19 protein-coding genes, 4 tRNA genes and 1 riboswitch are annotated in these 21,600 nt (G+C 40.2%); of the genes, 17 read left to right on the top strand and 6 right to left on the bottom strand.

Going from position 1 to position 21,600, the window contains the following annotated elements; all coding sequences use genetic code 11:
• Positions 1-2: 2 nt before the first annotated feature.
• Positions 3-46: riboswitch (PreQ1 riboswitch) on the bottom strand.
• Between the two features lie 250 nt (positions 47-296).
• From ACTG7X_RS06495 to ACTG7X_RS06430, 14 genes are all read left to right on the top strand, one after another.
• Positions 297-905 (top strand): hypothetical protein, encoded by a 609-nt coding sequence (locus ACTG7X_RS06495; protein ID WP_439257709.1) that lies wholly within the window; start codon positions 297-299, stop codon positions 903-905.
• A 104-nt stretch (positions 906-1,009) separates the two neighbouring features.
• Complete coding sequence (locus ACTG7X_RS06490) at positions 1,010-1,810, top strand: SEL1-like repeat protein (RefSeq protein ID WP_439257708.1); 801 nt, start codon at positions 1,010-1,012, stop codon at positions 1,808-1,810.
• Between the two features lie 66 nt (positions 1,811-1,876).
• Positions 1,877-2,155: a type II toxin-antitoxin system RelE/ParE family toxin gene (locus ACTG7X_RS06485; protein WP_439257707.1), complete on the top strand. Its 279-nt coding sequence runs from the start codon at positions 1,877-1,879 to the stop codon at positions 2,153-2,155.
• Positions 2,156-2,164: 9 nt separating this feature from the next.
• Positions 2,165-2,461, top strand: coding sequence for a HigA family addiction module antitoxin (locus ACTG7X_RS06480; protein ID WP_439257706.1), 297 nt, complete (start codon positions 2,165-2,167; stop codon positions 2,459-2,461).
• 373 nt (positions 2,462-2,834) lie between these two features.
• Positions 2,835-3,359, top strand: a complete 525-nt coding sequence (locus ACTG7X_RS06475) for a prepilin-type N-terminal cleavage/methylation domain-containing protein (RefSeq protein ID WP_439257705.1) — start codon at positions 2,835-2,837, stop codon at positions 3,357-3,359.
• Positions 3,356-4,087, top strand: coding sequence for a hypothetical protein (locus ACTG7X_RS06470; protein WP_439257704.1), 732 nt, complete (start codon positions 3,356-3,358; stop codon positions 4,085-4,087). Before ACTG7X_RS06475 ends, ACTG7X_RS06470 begins: the two co-directional genes overlap by 4 nt.
• 6 nt (positions 4,088-4,093) lie before the next feature.
• Positions 4,094-4,780, top strand: coding sequence for a DUF2572 family protein (locus tag ACTG7X_RS06465; protein WP_439257703.1), 687 nt, complete (start codon positions 4,094-4,096; stop codon positions 4,778-4,780).
• Positions 4,764-5,060, top strand: a complete 297-nt coding sequence (locus tag ACTG7X_RS06460) for a DUF5374 domain-containing protein (protein WP_439257702.1) — start codon at positions 4,764-4,766, stop codon at positions 5,058-5,060. Before ACTG7X_RS06465 ends, ACTG7X_RS06460 begins: the two co-directional genes overlap by 17 nt.
• Before the next feature lie 33 nt (positions 5,061-5,093).
• On the top strand, positions 5,094-8,489 hold the full coding sequence (gene recC / locus ACTG7X_RS06455; protein WP_439257701.1) for an exodeoxyribonuclease V subunit gamma: 3,396 nt from the start codon (positions 5,094-5,096) through the stop codon (positions 8,487-8,489).
• Positions 8,490-8,561: 72 nt separating this feature from the next.
• The gene (locus ACTG7X_RS06450; protein WP_439257700.1) at positions 8,562-9,782 is read left to right on the top strand and encodes an ROK family protein; all 1,221 of its coding nucleotides are present in this window, start codon (positions 8,562-8,564) and stop codon (positions 9,780-9,782) included.
• Between the two features lie 139 nt (positions 9,783-9,921).
• Positions 9,922-9,998 (top strand) — tRNA-Met (locus tag ACTG7X_RS06445).
• Positions 9,999-10,019: 21 nt separating this feature from the next.
• Positions 10,020-10,102, top strand: a tRNA-Leu gene (locus ACTG7X_RS06440).
• 27 nt (positions 10,103-10,129) lie between these two features.
• Positions 10,130-10,204, top strand: a tRNA-Gln gene (locus ACTG7X_RS06435).
• 45 nt (positions 10,205-10,249) lie between these two features.
• A tRNA-Gln gene (locus tag ACTG7X_RS06430) sits at positions 10,250-10,324 on the top strand.
• Between the two features lie 15 nt (positions 10,325-10,339).
• Here the strand turns inward: ACTG7X_RS06430 and birA are convergent.
• On the bottom strand, positions 10,340-11,275 hold the full coding sequence (gene birA / locus ACTG7X_RS06425; protein WP_439257699.1) for a bifunctional biotin--[acetyl-CoA-carboxylase] ligase/biotin operon repressor BirA: 936 nt from the start codon (positions 11,273-11,275) through the stop codon (positions 10,340-10,342).
• 130 nt (positions 11,276-11,405) lie between these two features.
• Between birA and guaB the strand changes: the two genes are divergently transcribed.
• The 3 genes from guaB (at position 11,406) to guaA (ending at position 15,092) form a co-directional block, all read left to right on the top strand.
• Positions 11,406-12,869 carry an IMP dehydrogenase gene (gene guaB, locus ACTG7X_RS06420; protein WP_439257698.1) on the top strand — a complete coding sequence of 488 codons (1,464 nt, stop codon included), beginning with the start codon at positions 11,406-11,408 and terminating at the stop codon, positions 12,867-12,869.
• A 66-nt stretch (positions 12,870-12,935) separates the two neighbouring features.
• A complete protein-coding gene (locus ACTG7X_RS06415; RefSeq protein WP_439257697.1) occupies positions 12,936-13,496 on the top strand; it encodes a hypothetical protein in 561 nt (186 codons plus the stop codon).
• A 24-nt stretch (positions 13,497-13,520) separates the two neighbouring features.
• Positions 13,521-15,092 (top strand): glutamine-hydrolyzing GMP synthase, encoded by a 1,572-nt coding sequence (gene guaA, locus ACTG7X_RS06410; protein ID WP_439257696.1) that lies wholly within the window; start codon positions 13,521-13,523, stop codon positions 15,090-15,092.
• Positions 15,093-15,148: 56 nt separating this feature from the next.
• Here guaA and ACTG7X_RS06405 read toward each other — a convergent pair whose 3' ends face one another.
• The 5 genes from ACTG7X_RS06405 to ACTG7X_RS06385 all read right to left on the bottom strand — a co-directional run bounded on the left by ACTG7X_RS06405 (position 15,149) and on the right by ACTG7X_RS06385 (position 21,166).
• Positions 15,149-16,339 (bottom strand): ribosomal protein uL16 3-hydroxylase, encoded by a 1,191-nt coding sequence (locus ACTG7X_RS06405; RefSeq protein WP_439257695.1) that lies wholly within the window; start codon positions 16,337-16,339, stop codon positions 15,149-15,151.
• A gap of 102 nt (positions 16,340-16,441) precedes the next feature.
• A complete protein-coding gene (locus ACTG7X_RS06400) occupies positions 16,442-17,371 on the bottom strand; it encodes an Rpn family recombination-promoting nuclease/putative transposase (RefSeq protein WP_439257694.1) in 930 nt (309 codons plus the stop codon).
• A 137-nt stretch (positions 17,372-17,508) separates the two neighbouring features.
• On the bottom strand, positions 17,509-17,841 hold the full coding sequence (locus tag ACTG7X_RS06395) for an RnfH family protein (RefSeq protein ID WP_439257693.1): 333 nt from the start codon (positions 17,839-17,841) through the stop codon (positions 17,509-17,511).
• Complete coding sequence (gene glnE, locus ACTG7X_RS06390; RefSeq protein ID WP_439257692.1) at positions 17,828-20,725, bottom strand: bifunctional [glutamate--ammonia ligase]-adenylyl-L-tyrosine phosphorylase/[glutamate--ammonia-ligase] adenylyltransferase; 2,898 nt, start codon at positions 20,723-20,725, stop codon at positions 17,828-17,830. Before glnE ends, ACTG7X_RS06395 begins: the two co-directional genes overlap by 14 nt.
• 120 nt (positions 20,726-20,845) lie before the next feature.
• Positions 20,846-21,166, bottom strand: a complete 321-nt coding sequence (locus ACTG7X_RS06385; protein WP_439257691.1) for a DUF5339 domain-containing protein — start codon at positions 21,164-21,166, stop codon at positions 20,846-20,848.
• Positions 21,167-21,600 lie beyond the last annotated feature (434 nt).

The following is a 21,600-nucleotide window of genomic DNA, read 5'->3' as shown; positions in this document are numbered from 1 at the left end:
GTAAGTCCTTAGTTTTTTAGCGTGGGAGTTTGCGAACCACGATTGTTTCTTAATGTAAAAGTGCGGTGCATTTTAGCAGAGATTTGGATATTTGTCCCATATTTCTCTTCACTAAATCGCACGAGCATAACGTGGTCGCAAATGATTTTAGCAAGATAAAATGTAGCACATTGTGCAAAAAAAAAACAATGTTAGAATGGAAAACGATCAAATTAAATTGTGCTTTAGAGCATAATGCACCTTAATCGGTGAATTTTATTTTAACGTATTCCTAGATTATAGGATAAGGACAAACAATGAATTTAGACAATAAAATTCAACAAATTACTGAAAAAATCAGAACCAGTCACAACCAAGGCTTATCTATTTTATCTGAACAAAGTCACGCGACAATTGTTGAGCTGTTGCAATATGAATATGGTCAAAAAGTGATTCAACAGATTGAAAATTGGTTAGATCAATGTATGAGTTATGTAAATGAACAATCGATTTCAGAAAATGAGAAAGGTATTTTATTTTCTCAGTTCCATAAGATGCTCACACCTAAAAATTTAAAGCAATTTTACAATGAAGCAAATTCTTTACTCTTTTTTAATATTACTGAAAAAATTCAACAGGCATTATCACAAAAATTGATTAATCCAACAGGTATTCTTTTAAGTTATGAAAAAATGCGACAAGAATATGAGAAATTTAAACAGCAAACATTCTCTTCAATTCAGCAGGATAAGACTCCCTACCGAGTGGGTAGTTGGTTATTTAAATATGATCTAAATAATCCAAGCGATAAACAAGCTTATTTTTTAGATACTCAAGCTCAAATGCAAGATAAATTATCTTTAGAAATAATACAAATAGAACCATTAGGCTTTAATTATGCTGGGTTTATAGGAGAAACAAAATGAGACGCAATGAAAAGGTGTTGCAGTTGGTTTGACAACTCAATACATTAAAAATTCTTAAAGACAAAGCAGAAGAATATTTCTAATAATTTAATCAGGAATTAACTATGTTCAAGAAACTATTATTAGCAACATTAATTGGCGTATCATTTTCTACATTGATTTATGCCAATGAAATTGATGATTTAACAGTAAAAGCGGAACAAGGGGATGTAAAAGCACAATTTAATCTTGGTAATGCTTATTATAATGGCGAAGGTGTTAAACAAGATTATAAACAAGCGGCATATTGGTTTCAAAAGGTAGCGGAGCAAGGGTATGCAAGTGCACAATATAATCTTGGTTTACTGTATGATAATGGAAAAGGTGTCAAACAAGACTACAAACAAGCGGTGTATTGGTATCAAAAGGCAGCGGAACAAGGGGATGTAATAGCACAATATAATCTTGCTGTAATATATGATAATGGAAAAGGTGTTAAACAAGATTATAAACAAGCGGCATATTGGTATCAAAAGGCAGCGGAGAAAGGGTATGCAAATGCACAATATAATCTTGCTTTAATATATGATAATGGAAAAGGTGTTAAACAAGATTATAAACAAGCAGCATATTGGTATCAAAAAGCAGCGGAGCAAGGGGGGGTAGAAGCACAATATAATCTTGCTTCAATGTATGAAAAAGGAGATGGTGTTAAACAAGATTATAAACAAGCGGTATATTGGTATCAAAAGGCAGCGGATCAGGGGTATGCAAATGCACAATATAACCTTGGTGCACATTATTATAATGGACAAGGCGTAAGACAGAATAAACAACTAGCCAAAGAATGGGTTGGCAAGGCTTGTGATAATGGTAATCAAGGTGGTTGTGATAATTATCGTATGTTGAATGAGCAGGGGTATTAAAAATACACTTGCTATTAATAACGCATAGCGTTACTATTAACGCAAAAGGTTAAATGAGAGAATAAAATGATTACGGAATTTCGTTGCAAGGATACGCAAGCCTTATTTGAAGGTAAGCGAGTAAAACGTTTTATTCAAATTGAACGTGTGGCATTGCGTAAATTACAACAACTCAATGCGGCAACGGATTTAGCCTTTTTGCGTATTCCACCTGCCAATCGTTTAGAAGCCCTAAAAGGTGATAGACAAGGACAATATAGTATTCGGATTAACGATCAATGGCGAATTTGTTTTGTTTGGCAAAATGGACACGTTCATAGTGTGGAAATAGTAGATTATCATTAAGGAAGAATAATGAGAGAAGTCGCCCTAGTTCACCCTGGTGAAATTTTATTAGAAGATTGGTTAAAACCCCTTGAGATTAGTCAATATGCTTTGGCAAAAGCCATTGGCGTGCCTGCTCGGCGGATTAATGAAATTGTGAAAGGAAAACGAGCTATTACGCCCGATACGGCGTTGCGTTTGGGTACGTTTTTCGGTGTTGATCCGCAGTCGTGGATTAATCTGCAAAATCATTATGATTTGGAACAAACTCGGTTAGTGATTGAGCCTGAATTGGAGCGTATTAGTCTGTTTGCTTTGGCTATGTAATGGCTTTTCTTTAATAAAACCAGTGAACAATTAACAAGCGTGCTAGAAAAATGGGTGTTTGAGCTGAAAAATATGATGAAACTCAACAAATTACCTAATTTTCTAGATGAGGCAGTTTTTCTAAATCTGTCGGTTTGCCTATTGAAGAAATCAAAAAGTTGCGTAATTAGGTTTTGAAGCCAAATTTATAAAACAAGAAATTCAATCACTTTTTCGTCAGTAAAAGCACCAAAAGGTCAACAGACCCTAATCAATGCTCTGTCAGTCACTCCATTTCCCCTCATTTTGTGATCTCCATTCCAAAAAACGATCGCTTTTCTTGCACCCCATCTATTTTCTTTTTAAAGTGCGGTAAAAAAAAAGAGAAGATGTGATGAAAAATGGGTTTACTTTGTTGGAAATGATGATCACGTTGTTGATTATTAGCATATTGGCGTTGGTGAGTTTGCCCGCTTGGCAAGGGGATAATCAACGGATTTTAGCGAAAGAGCAACAGCGGTTATATTTGTTTTTACGTCAAATTCAAGCCCGTGTGGAAAATTCGAATCAAATTTGGTATCTCGTTCTGAATCGAGATAGCAGTCAGCAACGTTGGTGTGTGACGGCGCAAATCAAGTCAGACACAATTTGTGATTGTTTTCAGCCACATTTTTGCCCAGAAAATTTATCCGCCCAATTTTATTCACCGCTTATTCCACAACAGACCATGATTGTGGCGAAAGCCTATTATCCACAAAAATTAATTAGTTTTAATGGTACCAGAAATTCGTCAGATTCGGGCTGTTTTATGTTGCAAAATACGCAATCTCGAACCTTGTTTTCCTTTTCCAATCTAGGACGAGTTCGCTTTAAAATGAATCAAGCGGAGAATGCTTGCAGCGGAGGTGCAGAAGAATGAGACGATTTTATTCAGGACAAACTCTGTTGGGGTTAATGATCAGCTTGACGTTATCATCATTGTTATTGTGGGTTATCGTACAATTTTATACCGATTCACAACGGCAGAATCAACAGATGTTAAGGCGATTACAACTACAAACCGAATTACAACGGGCCTTGCAAACCATGGCAAAAGATTTACGGCGAGCGGGTTTTCGTGCGTTGTCCTCGAAAGTGACACAGGAAAATTTTTCTTTATTTGAACTGGATGAAATGGGAACCAGTGTGGGGATTTATCCTATGTCGGGCGAAAGTGCGGTGAAAAATAATTGTGTTTTATTTTTTTATGATTTGGATGCGAATGGTTGTTTAGGGTCGACAGCAAAACAATGTGCGAAGAATGAACAAAATGCCACTTCGGAAGTGGGGCGTGAGTTATTAGGCTATCGTCAAAACGGCTTGATTTTAGAAAGCCGTACTTATGGCAATAAAGCCAATACGAAGTGTAAAAAAGCCGAATGCCAGAGTTATTTGCAACAACAAGCCTGTCAGGATTTAGGTTGGACCAAAGTATTGGATGAGGACAGTTATGAAGTGACGGCATTGTCTCTTGACTGGTTAGATAATAGCAAGCAATACAAGGGGTTAAGTCTTTCTTTGGTTGGACGATTAAAGCAATATCCAGAGATTCAGTATGAAAGTTCGGTGGTGATTCCGTTGTTGAATCAACCATGGGCAAAGGAGTAATGTGGAATGCAAAATTTAGCTAAAAAACACCGCGGTTTTGTGACCATGAGTTTGCTTATTTTACTTTCAAGTTTGTTATTGGTGGCCTTATGGTTTGATGATGAATATTTCCGCTTACATTCTTCCATGGCAATGCAACGGCACCGTTACGTTCAGCAACATGGTCGTTTACAACAACAATTTCAGCAACAGCAAGGACATTTGTGTGATACCTTGGCGTTAAGTGTAGCGGGAAATATGGCGAGTGTGGCGGTGACATCTGAAAATAGTGAAGAACATCAGCAATTTATCTGGTGTCAGCGACAAGCCTTATTTAAGAAATCGCCAACTAAAAATTTGAATGAGGGGCAATTTGAGGAATTTGTGGATCCCTCGGCGTTTACATTATTCCAAGCCAATGCGATACAAAGCGTTAAGGATTTTCCGAGCGATAAAAGTAATGCGTTATTTTGGTTTGATCAAGCAAATACGGAATGGGAGCTTAGCAGCAACATTAATGGGGTGGTGATTGCCACGGGAGCGTTGCATATTGTGGGTAAGGGGAAAATCACGGGTGCGGTGATTACACAAGGGGCATTTAGCAAAGAGGATTCGGTGACCTTAACCTATAAAAAAGCGGTGGTCACGGACATTGTGCAAGGTTTCAGTCAATGGCAACAGGTGGAGAAAACATGGTATGATTTTATTCCCTAAATTTCAGCGAGGCATGAGTTTAGTGACCTTACTCGTGGCGCTTAGCTTATTTAGTGGCATTTTTCTGGCAATTAATCAATGGACGAGTCACCAACGGAAAACCGCCAATGAAATTTATCAACGTTATCAGGCCATCCAAATTGCGGAAAATCAGCAACAACGGCAATTTCTCGGCTTGCCTTGTGAAAACCAAGTGCAACAAAACCAACTGACTTTTAGCATTTTTTGTACGGGAAAACAGGTGAAAGTGCGGTATATTTTAGGTGAAATTAGTTTATAATGGAGGAAATTCATTCTCACCCATGGGGCTATTATGTTTAAAATTTATCATTCTAACGATCTTGACGTGCAAAAAGATATTTTATGTGAATTAATTAAGCGAGATCCCTTGGATGATCCCTTTGAAGCGGAAACTATTTTGGTGCAAAGCCCCGGTATGGCGCAATGGTTACAACTGCAGTTAGCAGAGAAACAAGGTATTGCGGCCAATTTTAAATTTCCTATGCCGGCCAGTTTTATTTGGCAACAATATGTGGATAATTTACCGAATGTAGCGGAACAAAGCCAATTTAGTAAAGAGGTGATGACGTGGCGCTTAATGACTTTAATTAAGCAAACGGATTTTCAGCCGATTTTGCATTATTTACATTATTCTGTGCATTCGGAACAACAAAAACTCTATCAATTAGCGCGTAAAATCGCGGATCTTTTTGACCAATATTTAGTCTACCGTCCACACTGGATCGCTGCTTGGGAACAGCAACAGCCTGAGATCATTGTGCAAGAAATTTTAAGTCAACAAAAACAGGCGGACGAACGGTTTAAACAGCAAATTATGCAAGATGTGGCATGGCAAGGGCAATTATGGCGTGCCTTGATTGGCGAGATTTCCGCTGATGATCACCCAGTGCAACATCGAGCCAATTTACACAAGCAATATTTGCAATTATCGAGCTATAAAAATTTACCCAAACGCTTGTTTATCTTTGGTATTTCTGCTTTGCCGAAAACCTATTTAGACACCTTAGCTGCCATGGCTGAACATTGTGATGTACATCTGTTCTTTAATAACCCGAGCCAATATTATTGGGGCGATATTGTAGATCCCACCTTTGCCCAAAAACGTGCGTTGAAAACCTTAACCAAACAGCAGAGTGGGCAAGCGATTTCCTTGTTTAACGACACGCAACTGGAAGATTATTTTGCCAATAAACAAGAATTAACCGCTGAAGATGAACATTTATCTATTGGTCACCCGTTATTGGCCACTTGGGGTAAATTAGGCCGAGATTTTTTCTATTTGTTAAGCCAATTAGACAGCCAAGAAATTCAAGCCAATACAGAATTAACGGGGGATAATCATTTATTAACCCAAGTAAAACGTAAAATTTTGCAGTTGGCACCCAGTGAACCAAAAGCGTTACATATTGATCCACAGGATAATTCTATTTCCTTTCATGCTTGCCATAGCCCAATGCGTGAAGTAGAAGTACTGCACGATTATTTATTAGAGTGTTTTCAACGAGATAGCCAACTCACACCAAAGGATATTGTGGTGATGGTGGCGGATATTGATCGTTACGCGCCTTATATTCAGGCGGTATTTGGTCAATATCAACGTAAAAGTCAGGATAAACAGGGCCTTTGGGGGGAAGATAACCGTTATATTCCGTTTTCGATTTCTGATCAAACCCTGTCTGAAAGTGATGTGCTATTGGCGACGTTCTTGTATTTATTACGTTTAAAAGAAAGCCAATTTGGTGCAGAAGAAGTGCTGGCCCTGTTGGATATTCCTGCAATTCGTCAACGATTTGGCATAGCCCTTGATGAACTAGAGAACGTGCGCCATTGGGTAAAAGATAGCGGTATTCGTTTTGGGTTGGAGAAATCGACTGAACAAGGGCCGAATTTTAACGCTTGGCAGGCCGGTTTGGAGAACATGTTGTTAGGCTTTGCCATGCGTGAAGAAAATGGCATTTGGCAACAAGACCAACTGGGCTTTGATAACAGTTATGGCTTGAAAAGCCGTTTAGTGGGAGCCTTGAATGCCTTTATTGCGCAATTAAGCCATTGGCATTATGTGTTGTCACAACCTCATTCTATGCGAGATTGGCAGCGGGAATTAACCGCGTTGTTAACGGATTTCTTTATGCCAGAATCGCATACTCAGGAAATGTATCAGCATATTGAGGCGAGTATTGAGCAAGTGAGCCAATTATTACAAGATTTGCATGTTGATCAGGCATTGACGGCTGAAGTGATTGCCGAGGTCTTAACGGAGAAACTCAATGCGTCAGAAACTGGGGCGAAATTTCTGACCGGTAGTGTAAACTTTTGCACCTTATTGCCAATGCGTGCGATTCCTTTCAAAATCATCTGTTTATTGGGCATGAATGAGCGTGATTATCCACGTAGCTCAACGCCAAACAGTTTTGATTTAATGCAATATCACCGTCAAAAAGGGGACCGTTTCCGCCGTGATGATGATCGTTATTTGTTTTTGGAAGCGTTGTTATCGGCACAACAACAGCTCTATATTAGCTATGTTGGGCAGTCGATTATTGATAATTCACCCTTGGAGCCATCTGTGTTAGTCAATCAATTATTGGATTATTTGTATGATAATCTAGATAGCGATTGCCAACCTCAAAGCGAGGAAAAAGCGCTGGTGCAATATCACGCCATGACCGCTTGGAGCGCAAAAAACTTCAGTGAAAATCACCGCACTTTTGCCAAAGAATGGGCGAATATTGCCAATGCGAACCAATCGCCAGTAGATTTTGTGCAAGCCACATCTTCTTCAACTGAAGTCGCTGTGACGCCTGTCAAGATTGATTGTGAGCAATTAATTAAATTTGTGAAAAATCCCGTACAGTTTTTCTTTGAACAACGGCTTGGCGTGTATTATCGTGATAAAGATGAGCAGATTAGCGATACGGAATATTTTACCTTAGACGGTTTGGACACCTATAACATTCAACAAGATTTGTTAATGAACGAACAGCTTGATATTGAAAAATATTTTGCAGAGTTAAGGGTAAAAGGCATGTTACCTCGTGGTGAATTTGCTCAGATTTATCAGCAACAACTACGCTCGGATGTGGAACAATTTCGTGCGGTGATTGCCGCTTATCAAGGCAAATTAATGGAAAGCCGTTACATTGATTTTACCTTTAATATTGAAGGACAACCGGTGCAATTAAGTGGTTATATTGATCGGTTATTTAGCACTGAAAACGGTTTGCAACGCATTCAATGGCGAGCGGGCAAACACAAGGACAGCTATACGATTGAGAATTGGCTGAATTGGTTAATGTTGCAAGTTTATTCAGGAGATGAGTCTGTGTTACCGGCTATTTTTTATGCGAAAGATAACAATAATAAACTAGTCGGAAAAACTTTTTCAGTCGAGCCAGAATTTGACTCTCATGAGTTGTTACAAATCTATATCGCTGAGTATCTGAACAGTGAAAAGAATGTGGTATTGGCGGTCAGTGATGGCATTAGCGGTTATTTAAAAAAAGAGACAGAGAGTGCGAAGTGCCAATTCATTCAAACCATGGCAAAGGGTGATAAATATAAGACTGGTGATATTTATTGGCAGCGTATTTTGAAACAAACCGTAGACTTAAACAAGTATCTGGAAAAAATCAGCGAAAATACGGAAAAATGGTTTAGGGATATGTTGGATTCCACAAAATCTCTGTAAACTGCGGTTAATTTTTGCGATTTTTTCAGGTAAAATAATACAAATTTTATAGCGTAAAATAAGGAATGTCGGATGCGAATTAATCAAATTGTGAATGTGGATTTGGTTAAACAGATGAATAGTGCGGTGGTGTATAAATTAATCGACCAACAAGCACCGATTTCACGAATTAAAATTTCGGAATTAAGCCAGTTGGCACCGGCGAGCGTCACTAAAATTACTCGGGCATTATTGGCTCGAGGATTAATTAAAGAAGTGGAACAGCAAGAATCCACAGGGGGCCGTCGTGCTACCTCGATTGTGGCAGAACAGAAAGCCTTTCGGACGTTACTGATTCATTTGGGGCGAGAAGAAATTGTACTGGCTATCATGGATTTGTCGGCCAAGTTGCTGAAATATCAGCATTTTGATTTGCCTGACCTGCCGGATTTGAGTCATTTAGAAAATTTCTTATTTGAGCAATTAGACAAATTTATTGCCGATAATCAAGCGAAATCTAGTGAGTTGATTGCCATTGGCGTGACGGTCGCGGGATTTGTGAATGGCCAAAATAATCTGATTGAAAATTTACCGCACTTTGCGCTTGCAGAACCTTGGGATTTGGTGCAACGACTCGAAGAACGCTTTCATTTACCGAGTTATATCGGGCAAGATGTGCGCAGTTTGGCCTTAGCAGAACATTATTTTGGTGTGACCAAAGATTGTTATGATTCCCTGTTATTACGCATTCATCGTGGCGTGGGAGCGGGTATAGTGATTAATCACGAAGTCTTTCAAGGCTACCGCAATAACGTGGGTGAAATTGGCCATATTCAGGTGGATCCGTTGGGAAAACGCTGTTTGTGTGGCAATGTGGGCTGTTTGGAAACCGTGGTCAGCAATGAGGCCATTGAAAATAAAATGCAACAAATGCTAGAAGATGGTTATCAAAGTAAATGGCTCTCATTAGAAAGCCATGATATTGAGGCGATTTGCAAAGCCAGTAATAAGCATGACGCAGTGGCGACCGAGTTAATTGAACATGTGGGCGTGCAAATTGGCCGAGTGTTGGCCATGTCGGTGAATATGTTTAACCCTGAAAAAATCGTGATTTCGGGGGAAATTACGCAGGCAAAAAATACATTATTTGCCGCCATTCATCGGACGCTTGAAAGCCATGCGTTGCCCGCTTTTGTGAAAAATACGCCGTTAGTGGTGTCAGCATTACATCATGAAGATGTGATCGGCGCATTTGCGTTGGTAAAACGGGCATTGTTAGACGGCCGTTTATTGCAACATCTTTTGGAGGAGTAAGGCCGTATTTTAGGGTGATTTGTTTAATCTGTATTCGAACGAACGCCAATTTTGTGATTATCAGGAAAAAAGTGTTGACGAGTTAGCGTGAAATAAGCATAATACGCACCGCAACGCTGATTACGGTGACGCAAAATATGGCTACATAGCTCAGTCGGTTAGAGCACAACACTCATAATGTTGGGGTCGCAAGTTCGAATCTCGCTGTAGCCACCATTTTAAAGTGGTCAATATATTGCGGAAGTGGCGAAATTGGTAGACGCACCAGATTTAGGTTCTGGCGCCTGTGCGTGTGGGTTCAAGTCCCTCCTTCCGCACCATTTTCAGTTTGCAACTCTTTTAGTAGGTGGGGTATCGCCAAGCGGTAAGGCACTGGGTTTTGATCTCAGCATCCCTAGGTTCGAATCCTAGTACCCCAGCCATACTATTCAAAAAAGCAAATCACTATCTGTTTAAGATAATTTAATTGGGGTATCGCCAAGCGGTAAGGCACTGGGTTTTGATCTCAGCATCCCTAGGTTCGAATCCTAGTACCCCAGCCATATTTCTAATGTTTTTTACTTTCTCCGCAACGACACTTCTCCACCATTAAAGGTCAATAATTCACCATTATCAGTGAATAATTTTAAATAACCACGTTCATCAATGCCTTGTTCTACGCCTGAAATTACTTGTTTCTCTGTGATAATATTGACGGTTTCACCAAAATAAGCATCAACCTCTTGCCATTTTTGCTGAAACTCGGTATCTATGCCTGTTTGCTCAAAGGTGTCTAGTGCTTGATAAATCTGTTGGATCAACGCAATTAACAACGAAGTGCGGTCTATTTTAGGCAAAATTTCGGTTAAATTCGCCCAACGTTGGTCAATTTGTTGGTTATCTTTGGGAATATCCACGTTTAACCCAATCCCCACCACCAAATTAAGTTGACCATTCTCGGTATGTGCAATTTCAATTAAAATGCCGGCTAATTTTCGGCCTTTTAACAAAATATCATTGGGCCATTTCAGCATAATGTCTGCACCGCCTAATTTGATTAACGCATGATTTATCGCCATGGCGACCACAGAACTCAAGCCATCAAGGGGTTTTCTGGCGTCCACTTGCCAAATAAAACTCAACATTAATTGGCTTGCAAAAGGCGAAATCCATTGCCGCCCCCGTCGCCCTCGCCCTGCGGTTTGACATTCTGCAGTGCAAATATCGCCTTTGTTTAAGCGTTTGATATTTTCTAACAGAAATTGGTTAGTGGAATGAATAACAGGACGGTAAAACACTTGATAAGGCAAATTCTGGCGTAATTTTTCAGGGTTTAATAAAGCGGTTTGGGGCAATAATTTTACTTCGCCAAAGGTGGTATCAAGATGAATCCCTTGCTGTTGTAATTGCTGAATTTGAGCTAATAATGCCTCGTCATCACAACCGAAAAGTGCGGTTAAATTTTCAAAAGAATAGGCTTGACCGTCGGCCAGTTTTTCTAATAAATCGTACATAGATTTCCTTTTTAATCCTGCGTTAAAAAAAGCCAGATTTTTCACAAAAATTCGTTCACAAAATAAGGTTAAATCTGTATAATGCGTTCGCAATATTTTATAGCATACACTTAAAAGAGAGAATATTGCAATGTTACGAATTAAGCAAGAAGCCTTAACTTTTGATGACGTTTTACTCGTCCCCGCACATTCCACCGTGTTACCCAACACCGCTGATTTGTCCACCCAATTAACCAAAACCATTCGCTTAAATATCCCAATGCTGTCTGCGGCAATGGATACCGTGACGGAAACCAAATTAGCGATTTCCTTAGCGCAAGAGGGCGGAATTGGTTTTATTCATAAAAATATGTCTATTGAACGCCAAGCGGAACGTGTGCGTAAAGTGAAAAAATTTGAAAGCGGGATTGTATCCGAACCTGTTTGTGTGCAACCCGATATGACCTTGGCACAATTAGCCGACATTACCCAGAAAAATGGCTTTGCCAGTTTCCCTGTGGTGGATCATGCCGGCGAATTGGTCGGTATTATCACCGGCCGTGATGTACGTTTTGTCTCAGATCATAGCAAAACCATTGCAGAATTTATGACGCCAAGAGAACGTCTTGTTACCGTGAAAGAAAACGCCAAACGTGAAGAAATCTTTGGTTTAATGCACCAACATCGTGTGGAAAAAGTGTTGGTATTAGATGCGAATGAGAAGTTAAAAGGGATGATTACCTTAAAAGACTATCAAAAAGCGCAAAATACCCCTAATGCTTGTAAAGATGAATTTGGTCGTTTACGTGTCGGAGCCGCTGTCGGAGCCGGTGCAGGCAATGAAGAACGCATTGAGGCGTTAGTGCAAGCGGGCGTAGATGTGTTATTAATTGATTCTTCCCATGGCCATTCTGAGGGTGTATTGCAACGAGTGCGTGAAACTCGAGCCAAATATCCCGATTTACAAATTGTGGCTGGCAATATTGCAACGGCTGAGGGAGCCATAGCCTTAGCAGACGCGGGCGCCAGTGCCGTAAAAGTCGGGATTGGCCCCGGTTCCATTTGTACCACTCGTATCGTCACTGGCGTGGGTGTACCGCAAATTACCGCCATTGCCGAGGCCGCAGCTGCGCTGGCTGAACGTGGTATTCCAGTGATTGCTGACGGGGGGATTCGTTTTTCAGGTGACATTGCCAAAGCCATTGCAGCAGGGGCAAACTGCGTGATGGTGGGGTCCATGTTTGCGGGAACCGAAGAGGCACCGGGCGAAATTGAACTTTATCAAGGACGTTCTTTTAAATCTTATCGAGGTATGGGATCCTTAGGCGCCATGGCAAAAGGCTCTTCAGACCGTTATTTCCAATCCGATAATGCCGCGGATAAACTTGTGCCAGAGGGTATTGAGGGGCGTATTCCTTACAAAGGTTATTTACGTGAAATTGTCCATCAACAAATGGGCGGATTACGTTCTTGCATGGGCTTAACGGGTTCTGCCACCATTGAAGATCTTCGCACCAAAGCACAATTTGTACGAATCAGTGGCGCAGGAATTAAAGAAAGTCATGTGCATGATGTGACGATTACGAAAGAAGCGCCGAATTATCGCATGGGGTAATCCAAAGTGCGGTGAAATTTTATGAGATTTGATAGATTTTACTGATATTATATTGGAGAGTGTGATATGTTAGATTTCACATATGAGGGTAGCCAAGAATTTTTAGTGTATTGTGTGGATGAGTTTTTAGATAGCTTTAAAGGAAAAGATTCTTTTTTGTTGCCTTCATCAGGAGATAGACGAGGTGATAGTAGCCCTTATCCTAATACTGCTTTCTTGTCAAAAAAGCAAAATATTAAGTATGACTTAAGACGCTTTTTGAATGAAATATATATAAGCGTTGATATATTTGATCCAAAAGAATTAAAGAAAATGCCCAGTTCCTTTTGGAATTTATTTTTTGAGCTTGAATCCTTAGGTAAAGTAAAATTTAGTCCTCATTGTGTAAGTGGCAAAAATGAAATCAATCAAAATTCATCTAAAAGTGCTATCTATGACGTTATAAGAGAAATAGTATTGATGGACGAATATAACAATTATTCTGTTGATTTTGGTCTTATTGAAGTTATTTTTGATTTAAATAAATCTCGGGATAATTTACCAAATAATATTATAGAATCTTTCAGAATTTTACATAAAATAAACTATCAATTATATAGAAGAAATTATTTAAGCTCTAGAAAATGATTTATATTTATTAGGAATATATAAATGAACAACATTCACCAACATAAAATTTTAATTTTAGATTTCGGTTCACAATATACCCAATTAATCGCACGTCGTGTGCGTGAAATTGGGGTATACTGCGAACTTTGGGCGTGGGATGTCACAGAAGCACAAATCCGTGAATTTAACCCAACGGGGATTATTTTATCAGGTGGTCCTGAAAGCACCACGGAGGACAACAGCCCCCGTGCGCCAGAATATGTGTTTACCGCAGGCGTGCCAGTACTGGGCATTTGCTACGGCATGCAAACCATGGCAATGCAATTAGGCGGTTTAACCGAAAATTCCGATCACCGTGAATTTGGTTATGCGCAAGTGGATTTACAGGCAACTTGCCAATTATTCGCTCAATTAAATGATGATGTCAATGCCTCGCAACCTAAATTAGATGTATGGATGAGTCATGGCGACAAAGTGACTCGTTTACCCACCGATTTCCAAGTGACTGGCACCACGCCAACTTGTCCGATTGCGGCTATGTCCGACGAAAAACGCCATTTCTATGGCGTGCAATTTCACCCCGAAGTTACCCACACGAAAAGCGGATTGGCATTATTAACCAATTTTGTGGTGAATATTTGTGGTTGCGAAACCAAATGGACGGCGGAAAATATTATTGAAGATGCCGTGGCTCGCATTAAAGCCCAAGTGGGGGATGATGAAGTTATTTTAGGCTTGTCTGGTGGGGTGGATTCTTCCGTTACTGCCTTGTTATTACACCGTGCCATTGGTAAAAATTTACATTGCGTATTTGTGGATAATGGTTTGTTACGCCTAAATGAGGGCGATCAAGTGATGGAAATGTTTGGCGATAAATTCGGCTTAAATATTATCCGTGTTAATGCCGAAGATCGTTTTTTAGACGCCTTAAAAGGTGAAAATGATCCCGAGAAAAAACGCAAAATTATCGGTAAAGTGTTTGTGGACGTGTTTGATGAAGAATCCCACAAACAAACCAACGTGAAATGGTTGGCACAAGGCACAATCTACCCTGATGTAATTGAATCGGCAGCCAGCAAAACAGGCAAAGCCCATGTCATCAAATCTCACCATAATGTAGGCGGTTTACCGGATTATATGAAACTTGGTTTAGTGGAGCCATTGCGTGAATTATTTAAAGACGAAGTGCGTAAAATCGGTTTAGCCTTAGGCTTGCCGGCCGAAATGTTAAATCGCCACCCATTCCCAGGTCCCGGTTTAGGCGTGCGTGTGCTAGGCGAAATCAAAAAAGAATACTGCGATTTGTTACGTAAAGCCGACGCAATCTTTATTGAAGAACTTTACAATTCAGGCTGGTATTACAAAGTCAGCCAAGCCTTTACCGTATTCTTGCCGGTGAAATCCGTCGGCGTGATGGGGGATGGACGTAAATATGATTGGGTTGTTTCCTTGCGTGCCGTCGAAACGATTGATTTTATGACCGCACATTGGGCGCATTTACCTTATGATTTACTTGGCAAAATCTCCAATCGGATTATTAATGAAGTGAGTGGAATTTCAAGGGTGGTGTATGATGTGAGTGGCAAGCCACCTGCTACGATAGAATGGGAATAACCAGTTTCTATCAATAAAGACAAAGACCCCCGATATATATCGGGGTTCTGTTTATCTTACTCAATGACGACCCAGCCATCATCCACCCAGTTACAAATACTGTCTATCAACAAATCCATATCAATATCGCCACTGGTTAATTGCTGAATGGCGGATAAATCAAGGTGTTCACCATCTGCAAGGGCTTTTAAAATGGCTTTTTCCAACGGATTTAATTCATCTAACCATTCGCCATTGGCGTAAATTTCTAATTCAGGTTGTTCCAAATACGCCAATTTGCAATTATTATCTTGAGAAATCACCGCACTTTCTTGTTGCAATAATTCTAGAATTTCATCAGGATCAGCCATATCATCAGACACCAACATTTCATAACGGCGTGATGTGACGGTTTGAGCGAGCGCCTGTTGGAATAGGCGATCAAATTCCGAAGATTGCGCTAATTTTTCAATTAACTGGTTTTTAATGGCTTGAATTTCGGGTTGCCCCAGTTTGCCTGTAGCTTGTGGGGTTTGTTCTAAACGTAATGGCAATAAAAACGCAGACAAATCAATATCAGGATTTTTATGGCAAAATCCTTTGTTCACATTCTCTAAAATATCGCTCAAATTCGGGTAACGTAGCCCAAAAGAAAAGGTTAAGCAATCACTTTCTGCCACGCCGTAATGGGACATTCTGGCGGGAACATAAAGAATATCGCCCGGATTCATGACTTCATCAATCACCAATTCACCCATATCATCAAAAATACGGATCGGCTGATTCGGCTTAAATTCGGTGCTCGGATCACACCATTTGCCCAACTGCCAACGGCGTTGCCCGTAGCCTTGCACCAGAAATACATCATATTCATCATAATGTTTACCCACCGAACCACCTTTCGGGGCGTAAGATACCATAATATCATCCCGTTGCCATTGTGGAATAAACCCAAAGGCATGCCAAAGATCGCCCAGTTCCGTAGACCATTGCTCTAAATTTTGTACCAACACTGACCAACGTTCTGGCAAGTCTTCAAAATCTTGTTCGCTTAACGGGCTAAAACTCACTTTCCAATCATCATCCGCATAAGTTTTCACCAAACGAGCCGTCACATCTTCGTTTTGAGCCAATTCAATAATATCGTCGGGTTCAAATTGCCCCACAATTTGCGGCAAACCATGACGAATAATCAACGGTTTTTTCTGCCAATAATCTCGTAGGAAAATTTCAGGGGTGATATGTTCGGGTAAGCAGTAATGCGTCATTTTTTATCCTTATGTGATTCTTTAAGGTTTTCACAGTTCTATATGATTAGCTAAAATGGACAAAAACCACAGTCACGACTGCGGTCTTTTTTGAGTTTATATTTAATTGCGTAGTTTCTTGATTTCATCAATGGGCAGATGAATAACGTCGGAAATAGTTTGTATATCAAAACCACGTTCAAGCATGTTTAAGGCGCTTTCTTTTAAGGTTTCCAAACGTCCCTCTAGGCGGCCTTCTAGGCGACCTTCTAGGCGACCTTCTAGGCGGCCTTCTAGGCGTCCCTCCAAGCGGCCTTCTTGTAATCCCTGTTTTTTCCAGTACTCATGTACGGCATGTTCGTCCCATTTACGTTTTAAGCTGACATCATACATTTCTTTTTCCTCTTTATTGAGTTTGGTGTATTCGGCGATTTTAAATAATTTTTCAAAAATGGGTTTGCGTAAAAATGGCGACAGTTTGTCTAGTTTGGCCATGTTTTTTAATATATATAACCATTTATCTAAATCACTTTCTAGCGCTTTCTCACTCTTGTTGAAATTCAATAATTCAATATAGATGAAACCTAGTCTATCATAAAAGATCTCGCCTGTCTGCCTGTGACAAAGGCAAATATCGTGCAAATAATTTTGTGTATCAGAAAAACGAAAACCGTCCATAATGGCGATAACATAGGTTTCTGTAATGGCGTAGCCCCACGTATTTCTATCGCCTTTGGGGGCTTGGTCGGCGATAAGTTTACTGCCGTAATAAATGGTTCGTTGTTTGAAGTTGTCTTGATGGCTACGTTGTACTTCAATAATAAATTGGCTATCGTCATCTGCTGTACAGGTTAAATCGAAAATGACGGTACCGAATTTGTCCGTATCACCTTGGTGTTCGTTTTTGTTGTAAACCAAATCTTTAATGACTTTCCGCCCTTGGAATAAATCATTCAAAAAATCAATCAATAGATCTTTGTCAGTTTCTCTACCAAAAATACGTTTAAAGCCGTAATCGGTGGTCAGATCAATGTAACGAGAATGTGCTTGCATAATAATATCCTTTTGTTATTGATAACACTTGAATATTACTGCATGGTTAATATTGCTCAAGATGTTGAGTTCAATTTTGGAATCAAGATCACAAAAATTCGTTTTTGATGGGGCAAAACTGAGGGTTAACTAACATGTTAACAGCCCTCGTTTTTTATTTTCTCTAACTTTTTCTTCTCCGCCGCCTCTCTCTCCTGTTCTTCCGCCCGTTTACGACGAATTTCTTTCGGGTCGGCGAGTAACGGGCGGTAGATTTCAATGCGATCTCCGCTGTTAACAGGATCGGTGAGTTTCACGGGGCGAGCGAATACGCCGACTTTGTTTTCACGCAAATCAATGTCGGTGTATTGTTGCAAAATACCCGATTGCAAAATGGCGGCTTGTACCGTAGTGCCTTGTTCTACCTGTAATTTTTTTAAGAAATAGGATTTGGGGTAGGCGTAGGCGATTTCAATATCAATGGTTGTCATTAAAAAGTTCTTTCCAAATTTGCTGAATAAATAACCGCACTTCACTAAATTCACAGGTATCTACAATGGTTTTTTCACCCAGTAAATTAAGTTGATGAATACGGTTGCGTAAGCTCGTGTAGCAATCTTTAAGCTGTTCGGCAGTATCTACATTTATCACTTGAAATTCTGCCATGTTGTCAAAAATTCGCACATTATCTGACCAATAGGCTAACTTGGCGTTGTTTGGGGCATTGGCAAGCACCAAATATTGGGCGATAAATTCAATGTCCGTAATGCCACCTTGATCGGTTTTAATGCTAAATTTTTCGGGATCCGCATTGGCCAAATGTTGGTACATTTTATCACGCATTGCCAAGACGTCTGTTTTTAATTTTGCTAAATCTCGTGGTGTGGATAAAATTTCTGTGCGAATTTGTTCAAATTGTTGGCGTAATTTCGGCTCACCATACACGGCTCGGGTGCGTACGAGCGATTGATGTTCCCACGTCCACGCCTCATTTTGTTGGTACTGTTTAAAGGCCTCAAAAGAATTGCACAATAAGCCCGCCTCGCCTGATGGTCGCAAGCGTAAATCCACCTCATACAGCACGCCAGCACTGGTGTTCATACTAAAAATACTGACGATTTTTTGCGCAAGGCGAAGATAAAATTGAAAATTATCCACAGATTTTTTACCGCCCTCCGTTTGCCCTTGCACGCCGTCATATAGGAATACCAAATCTAAATCAGATTTGTAGCCTAACTCAATGCCCCCGAGTTTGCCGTAACCCACCACCACAAAGCCTTTTTCGTTGTCGGTTAAATTGGGAGGCGTGCCAAAGCGAGCGGTGACTTGTTGCCAGGCTAAATTCACCACGGCGGCAATAATGGCTTCGGCTAAATAGGTGAGGTGATCGCTGACTTTCATAATCGGCAACACGCCAAGGATATCGGCAGCAGCAATGCGGAGTAGGGTAATTTGTTTAAATTGACGTAAAGCGTATAAAATTTGTTCTTCGTCATCAGGCGGTAAACGCAACAAATATTGTTGCAATTCCGCAGGATATTGCTCAAAGTGCGGTGGATTTTGTAGGCTTTTTTGATCTAATAGTTCATCCAACAAAATCGGGTGACGAGCCACTTGTTCGGCGATCATTTTGGATTGTGAACAGAGCGATAGTAATTGGGTCAGTACCTGCGGATTTTCTACTAACAGCTCTAAATAGGTGGTGCGAGAGAGTATTTGTTGCACGATATTTAACATGCGTGGCAACAGGGTTAAATAAGCGGAATGGCTAAAAATTTGGCTGAATAATTGGGGCAGTAATTGATTTAGGGTTTCTTGCCCACGATGGCCAATGACACGGTGTTCTAGCTCGTGACGGAATTTGTGTAAATGATCTAAGATTTCATCAAAATGGGTTTCGGAAATGTGCTGTTCAGTGAGGAATTGTTCTATTTCCGCCTCATTCATTTCCAGCAAATCTTGCCAGCCGTTATCCATCTGACGTTCACTTTTTTCTTTTTCATCGCCAATTAATTCATCAAAAACGCACCGCACTTTTTGTTGATGTTGTTGTAATACGGCATAAAAACTGTCCCAATCTTGAATTGGATAACGCACAGTTTCGGGATGATGTTCGGCGTTCAACTGGGTAAATTCGGCACAAGCGGTCACTAAACGTGCTTGATCCTGTGGATCCGTCGGCAATAGTTGGGTTTGCTTGTCATTAATGGCCTGTAACACATTTTCCGCACGGCGTAAAAACAAATAGGCTTGCGTCAGATCGTGGCGTTGTTCAGGTGGTAATAAGCCTAATTTTTCTAACTCTGGCAACAGGTTAAGCAGCGAATGTTGTTGCAAGCTGATTTCTCGTCCGCCCCGAATTAATTGGAATACTTGCACAATAAATTCCACTTCACGAATGCCACCGGCCCCCAATTTAATATTATCCACTAAACCACGACGGCGGACTTCTCGCTCAATCTTGCCTTTCATGTCACGCAAAGATTGAATTACGCTGAAATCAATATAACGGCGATAGACAAAAGGGCGGAGCAGTTGGCGTAGGGCTATTACGTTCGGATCTTGTGGATCATAACCCAAAATTCGCCCTTTAATCATGGCATAACGTTCCCAATCTCGCCCTTGTTCTTGATAATAGGTTTCCATGGCGGCAAAACTTAACGCTAAGGCTCCACTGTCGCCAAAAGGGCGAAGTCGCATATCGGTGCGATACACAAAACCGTCGGCGGTAAATTGATCTAAGGCATTGACTAAACGTTGTCCCAGTCGCACGAAAAATTTTTGATTATCAATGGATTTGCGTCCGCCGACGGTTTCACCTACGGCGGGATAAGTAAAAATTAAATCAATATCAGAGGAAAAATTCAGCTCAAATCCGCCCAACTTGCCCATGCCTAAAATATACAGTTGCTGCGGATTGCCTTGTTCATCACAAGGCGTGCCCATTTCTTGACAGGCTTGTTGATACAGCCAATCTCTTGCCCCAATAATCAGGCTTTCGGCTAATTGTGATAAACGGATAAAAACTTGTTCTACGGTGCCTACATTTAGGCTTTGACAAATGCTCAAAATGGACATTTCTCGGTTGCGGAATTGGCGCAGCGTTTTGTAAAATTGTTCTTCGTTATCTATTTGATTTAACTCATGATGTAATCGAGTAAAATACTGTTCCCCATCAGGTAGTTCGGGTAAGACGTCTAAACATTTTGCTAAAAAGTGCGGTTGTTTTTTAAAGACTTCAAAGACGAAGTCTGACATGGCGACTGCATGGTTTAATTTGTCTAAAAGTGCGGTATTTTTTGCGAGCGTTTTTTCAGGGAAGTGGGTTTGGATAAGGTCTTGAAGTTTGGTTTGAGTTGTGGTGGTCGAGAGCATAATGGTATTTTTCCACGATTTGCTCCCTCTCCCTTTGGGAGAGGGTTGGGGTGAGGGGGTTCTATTACATTTTTTACCCTCACCCTAGCCCTCTCCCAAAGGGAGAGGGAATTGATCAGATTAGTTTGCTTGATCTTCAGTTGGTTTGTGTAGTTGGCTCAGTTTGGCTAAACCTTGATCGCAACTTTTAATTTGGGTTGCCACTTCCATTTCTAGAATTTGTTTTTTACTTTGATTTAACTTGTTTTGAATGTTGTTCAGTTGTGTGTGCGTGCCGGGGCTATTTTGCGCCTCAACAAATAATTTTTCGGCCTCGTTGAACAATTTTTCACATTGTTCAGGCATTTTTACGCTGTCTGTGGCAGCGACAGACAAACTGGCAAGTAACGAGAGTGCCACGGTTAAGCACAGCGTTGTGAATTTGGTTGTTGTTTTCATCATACTATTTTTTATCCTTAGATTCATTGCGTAGAATGGGAGTAAATTTAGTACACAATTCCCACGATTTTGGAGAAAATACCAGAGATTAAATTAAATGTCTATATTTTTTTGTCATGAGTGATATTTCTTTAGGGGCAATCTTGAATATGAATAAAGGGGGAGAATAACGTTGAAATGTTAAATGTTTGTTAATAAATATTTAATTTTGCGACAGATCAAATGTGACAAAGCAAATAAATTTACGATTTTTTTGATTTAGATCTAGAAATGTGATCTAGTTAACATTTTTTCTGTTTTTTATCCGCATAAAAAGTAGTAGAATAGCCCCGATCTTGGATTATTTGGCTAATCTATTATTTATTAAATGAATAAAGATTGTTAAATAATTTGTATAAAAGGTTACTTTTGATGTGTAGTGCATTAAGAGAAAATCG

The organism is Lonepinella sp. BR2271, from assembly GCF_051851515.1.
Lineage (GTDB): Bacteria > Pseudomonadota > Gammaproteobacteria > Enterobacterales > Pasteurellaceae > Lonepinella.
Note: the sequence above shows the minus strand (reverse complement) of the source record. Positions and strands in the feature narration are given on the sequence as shown.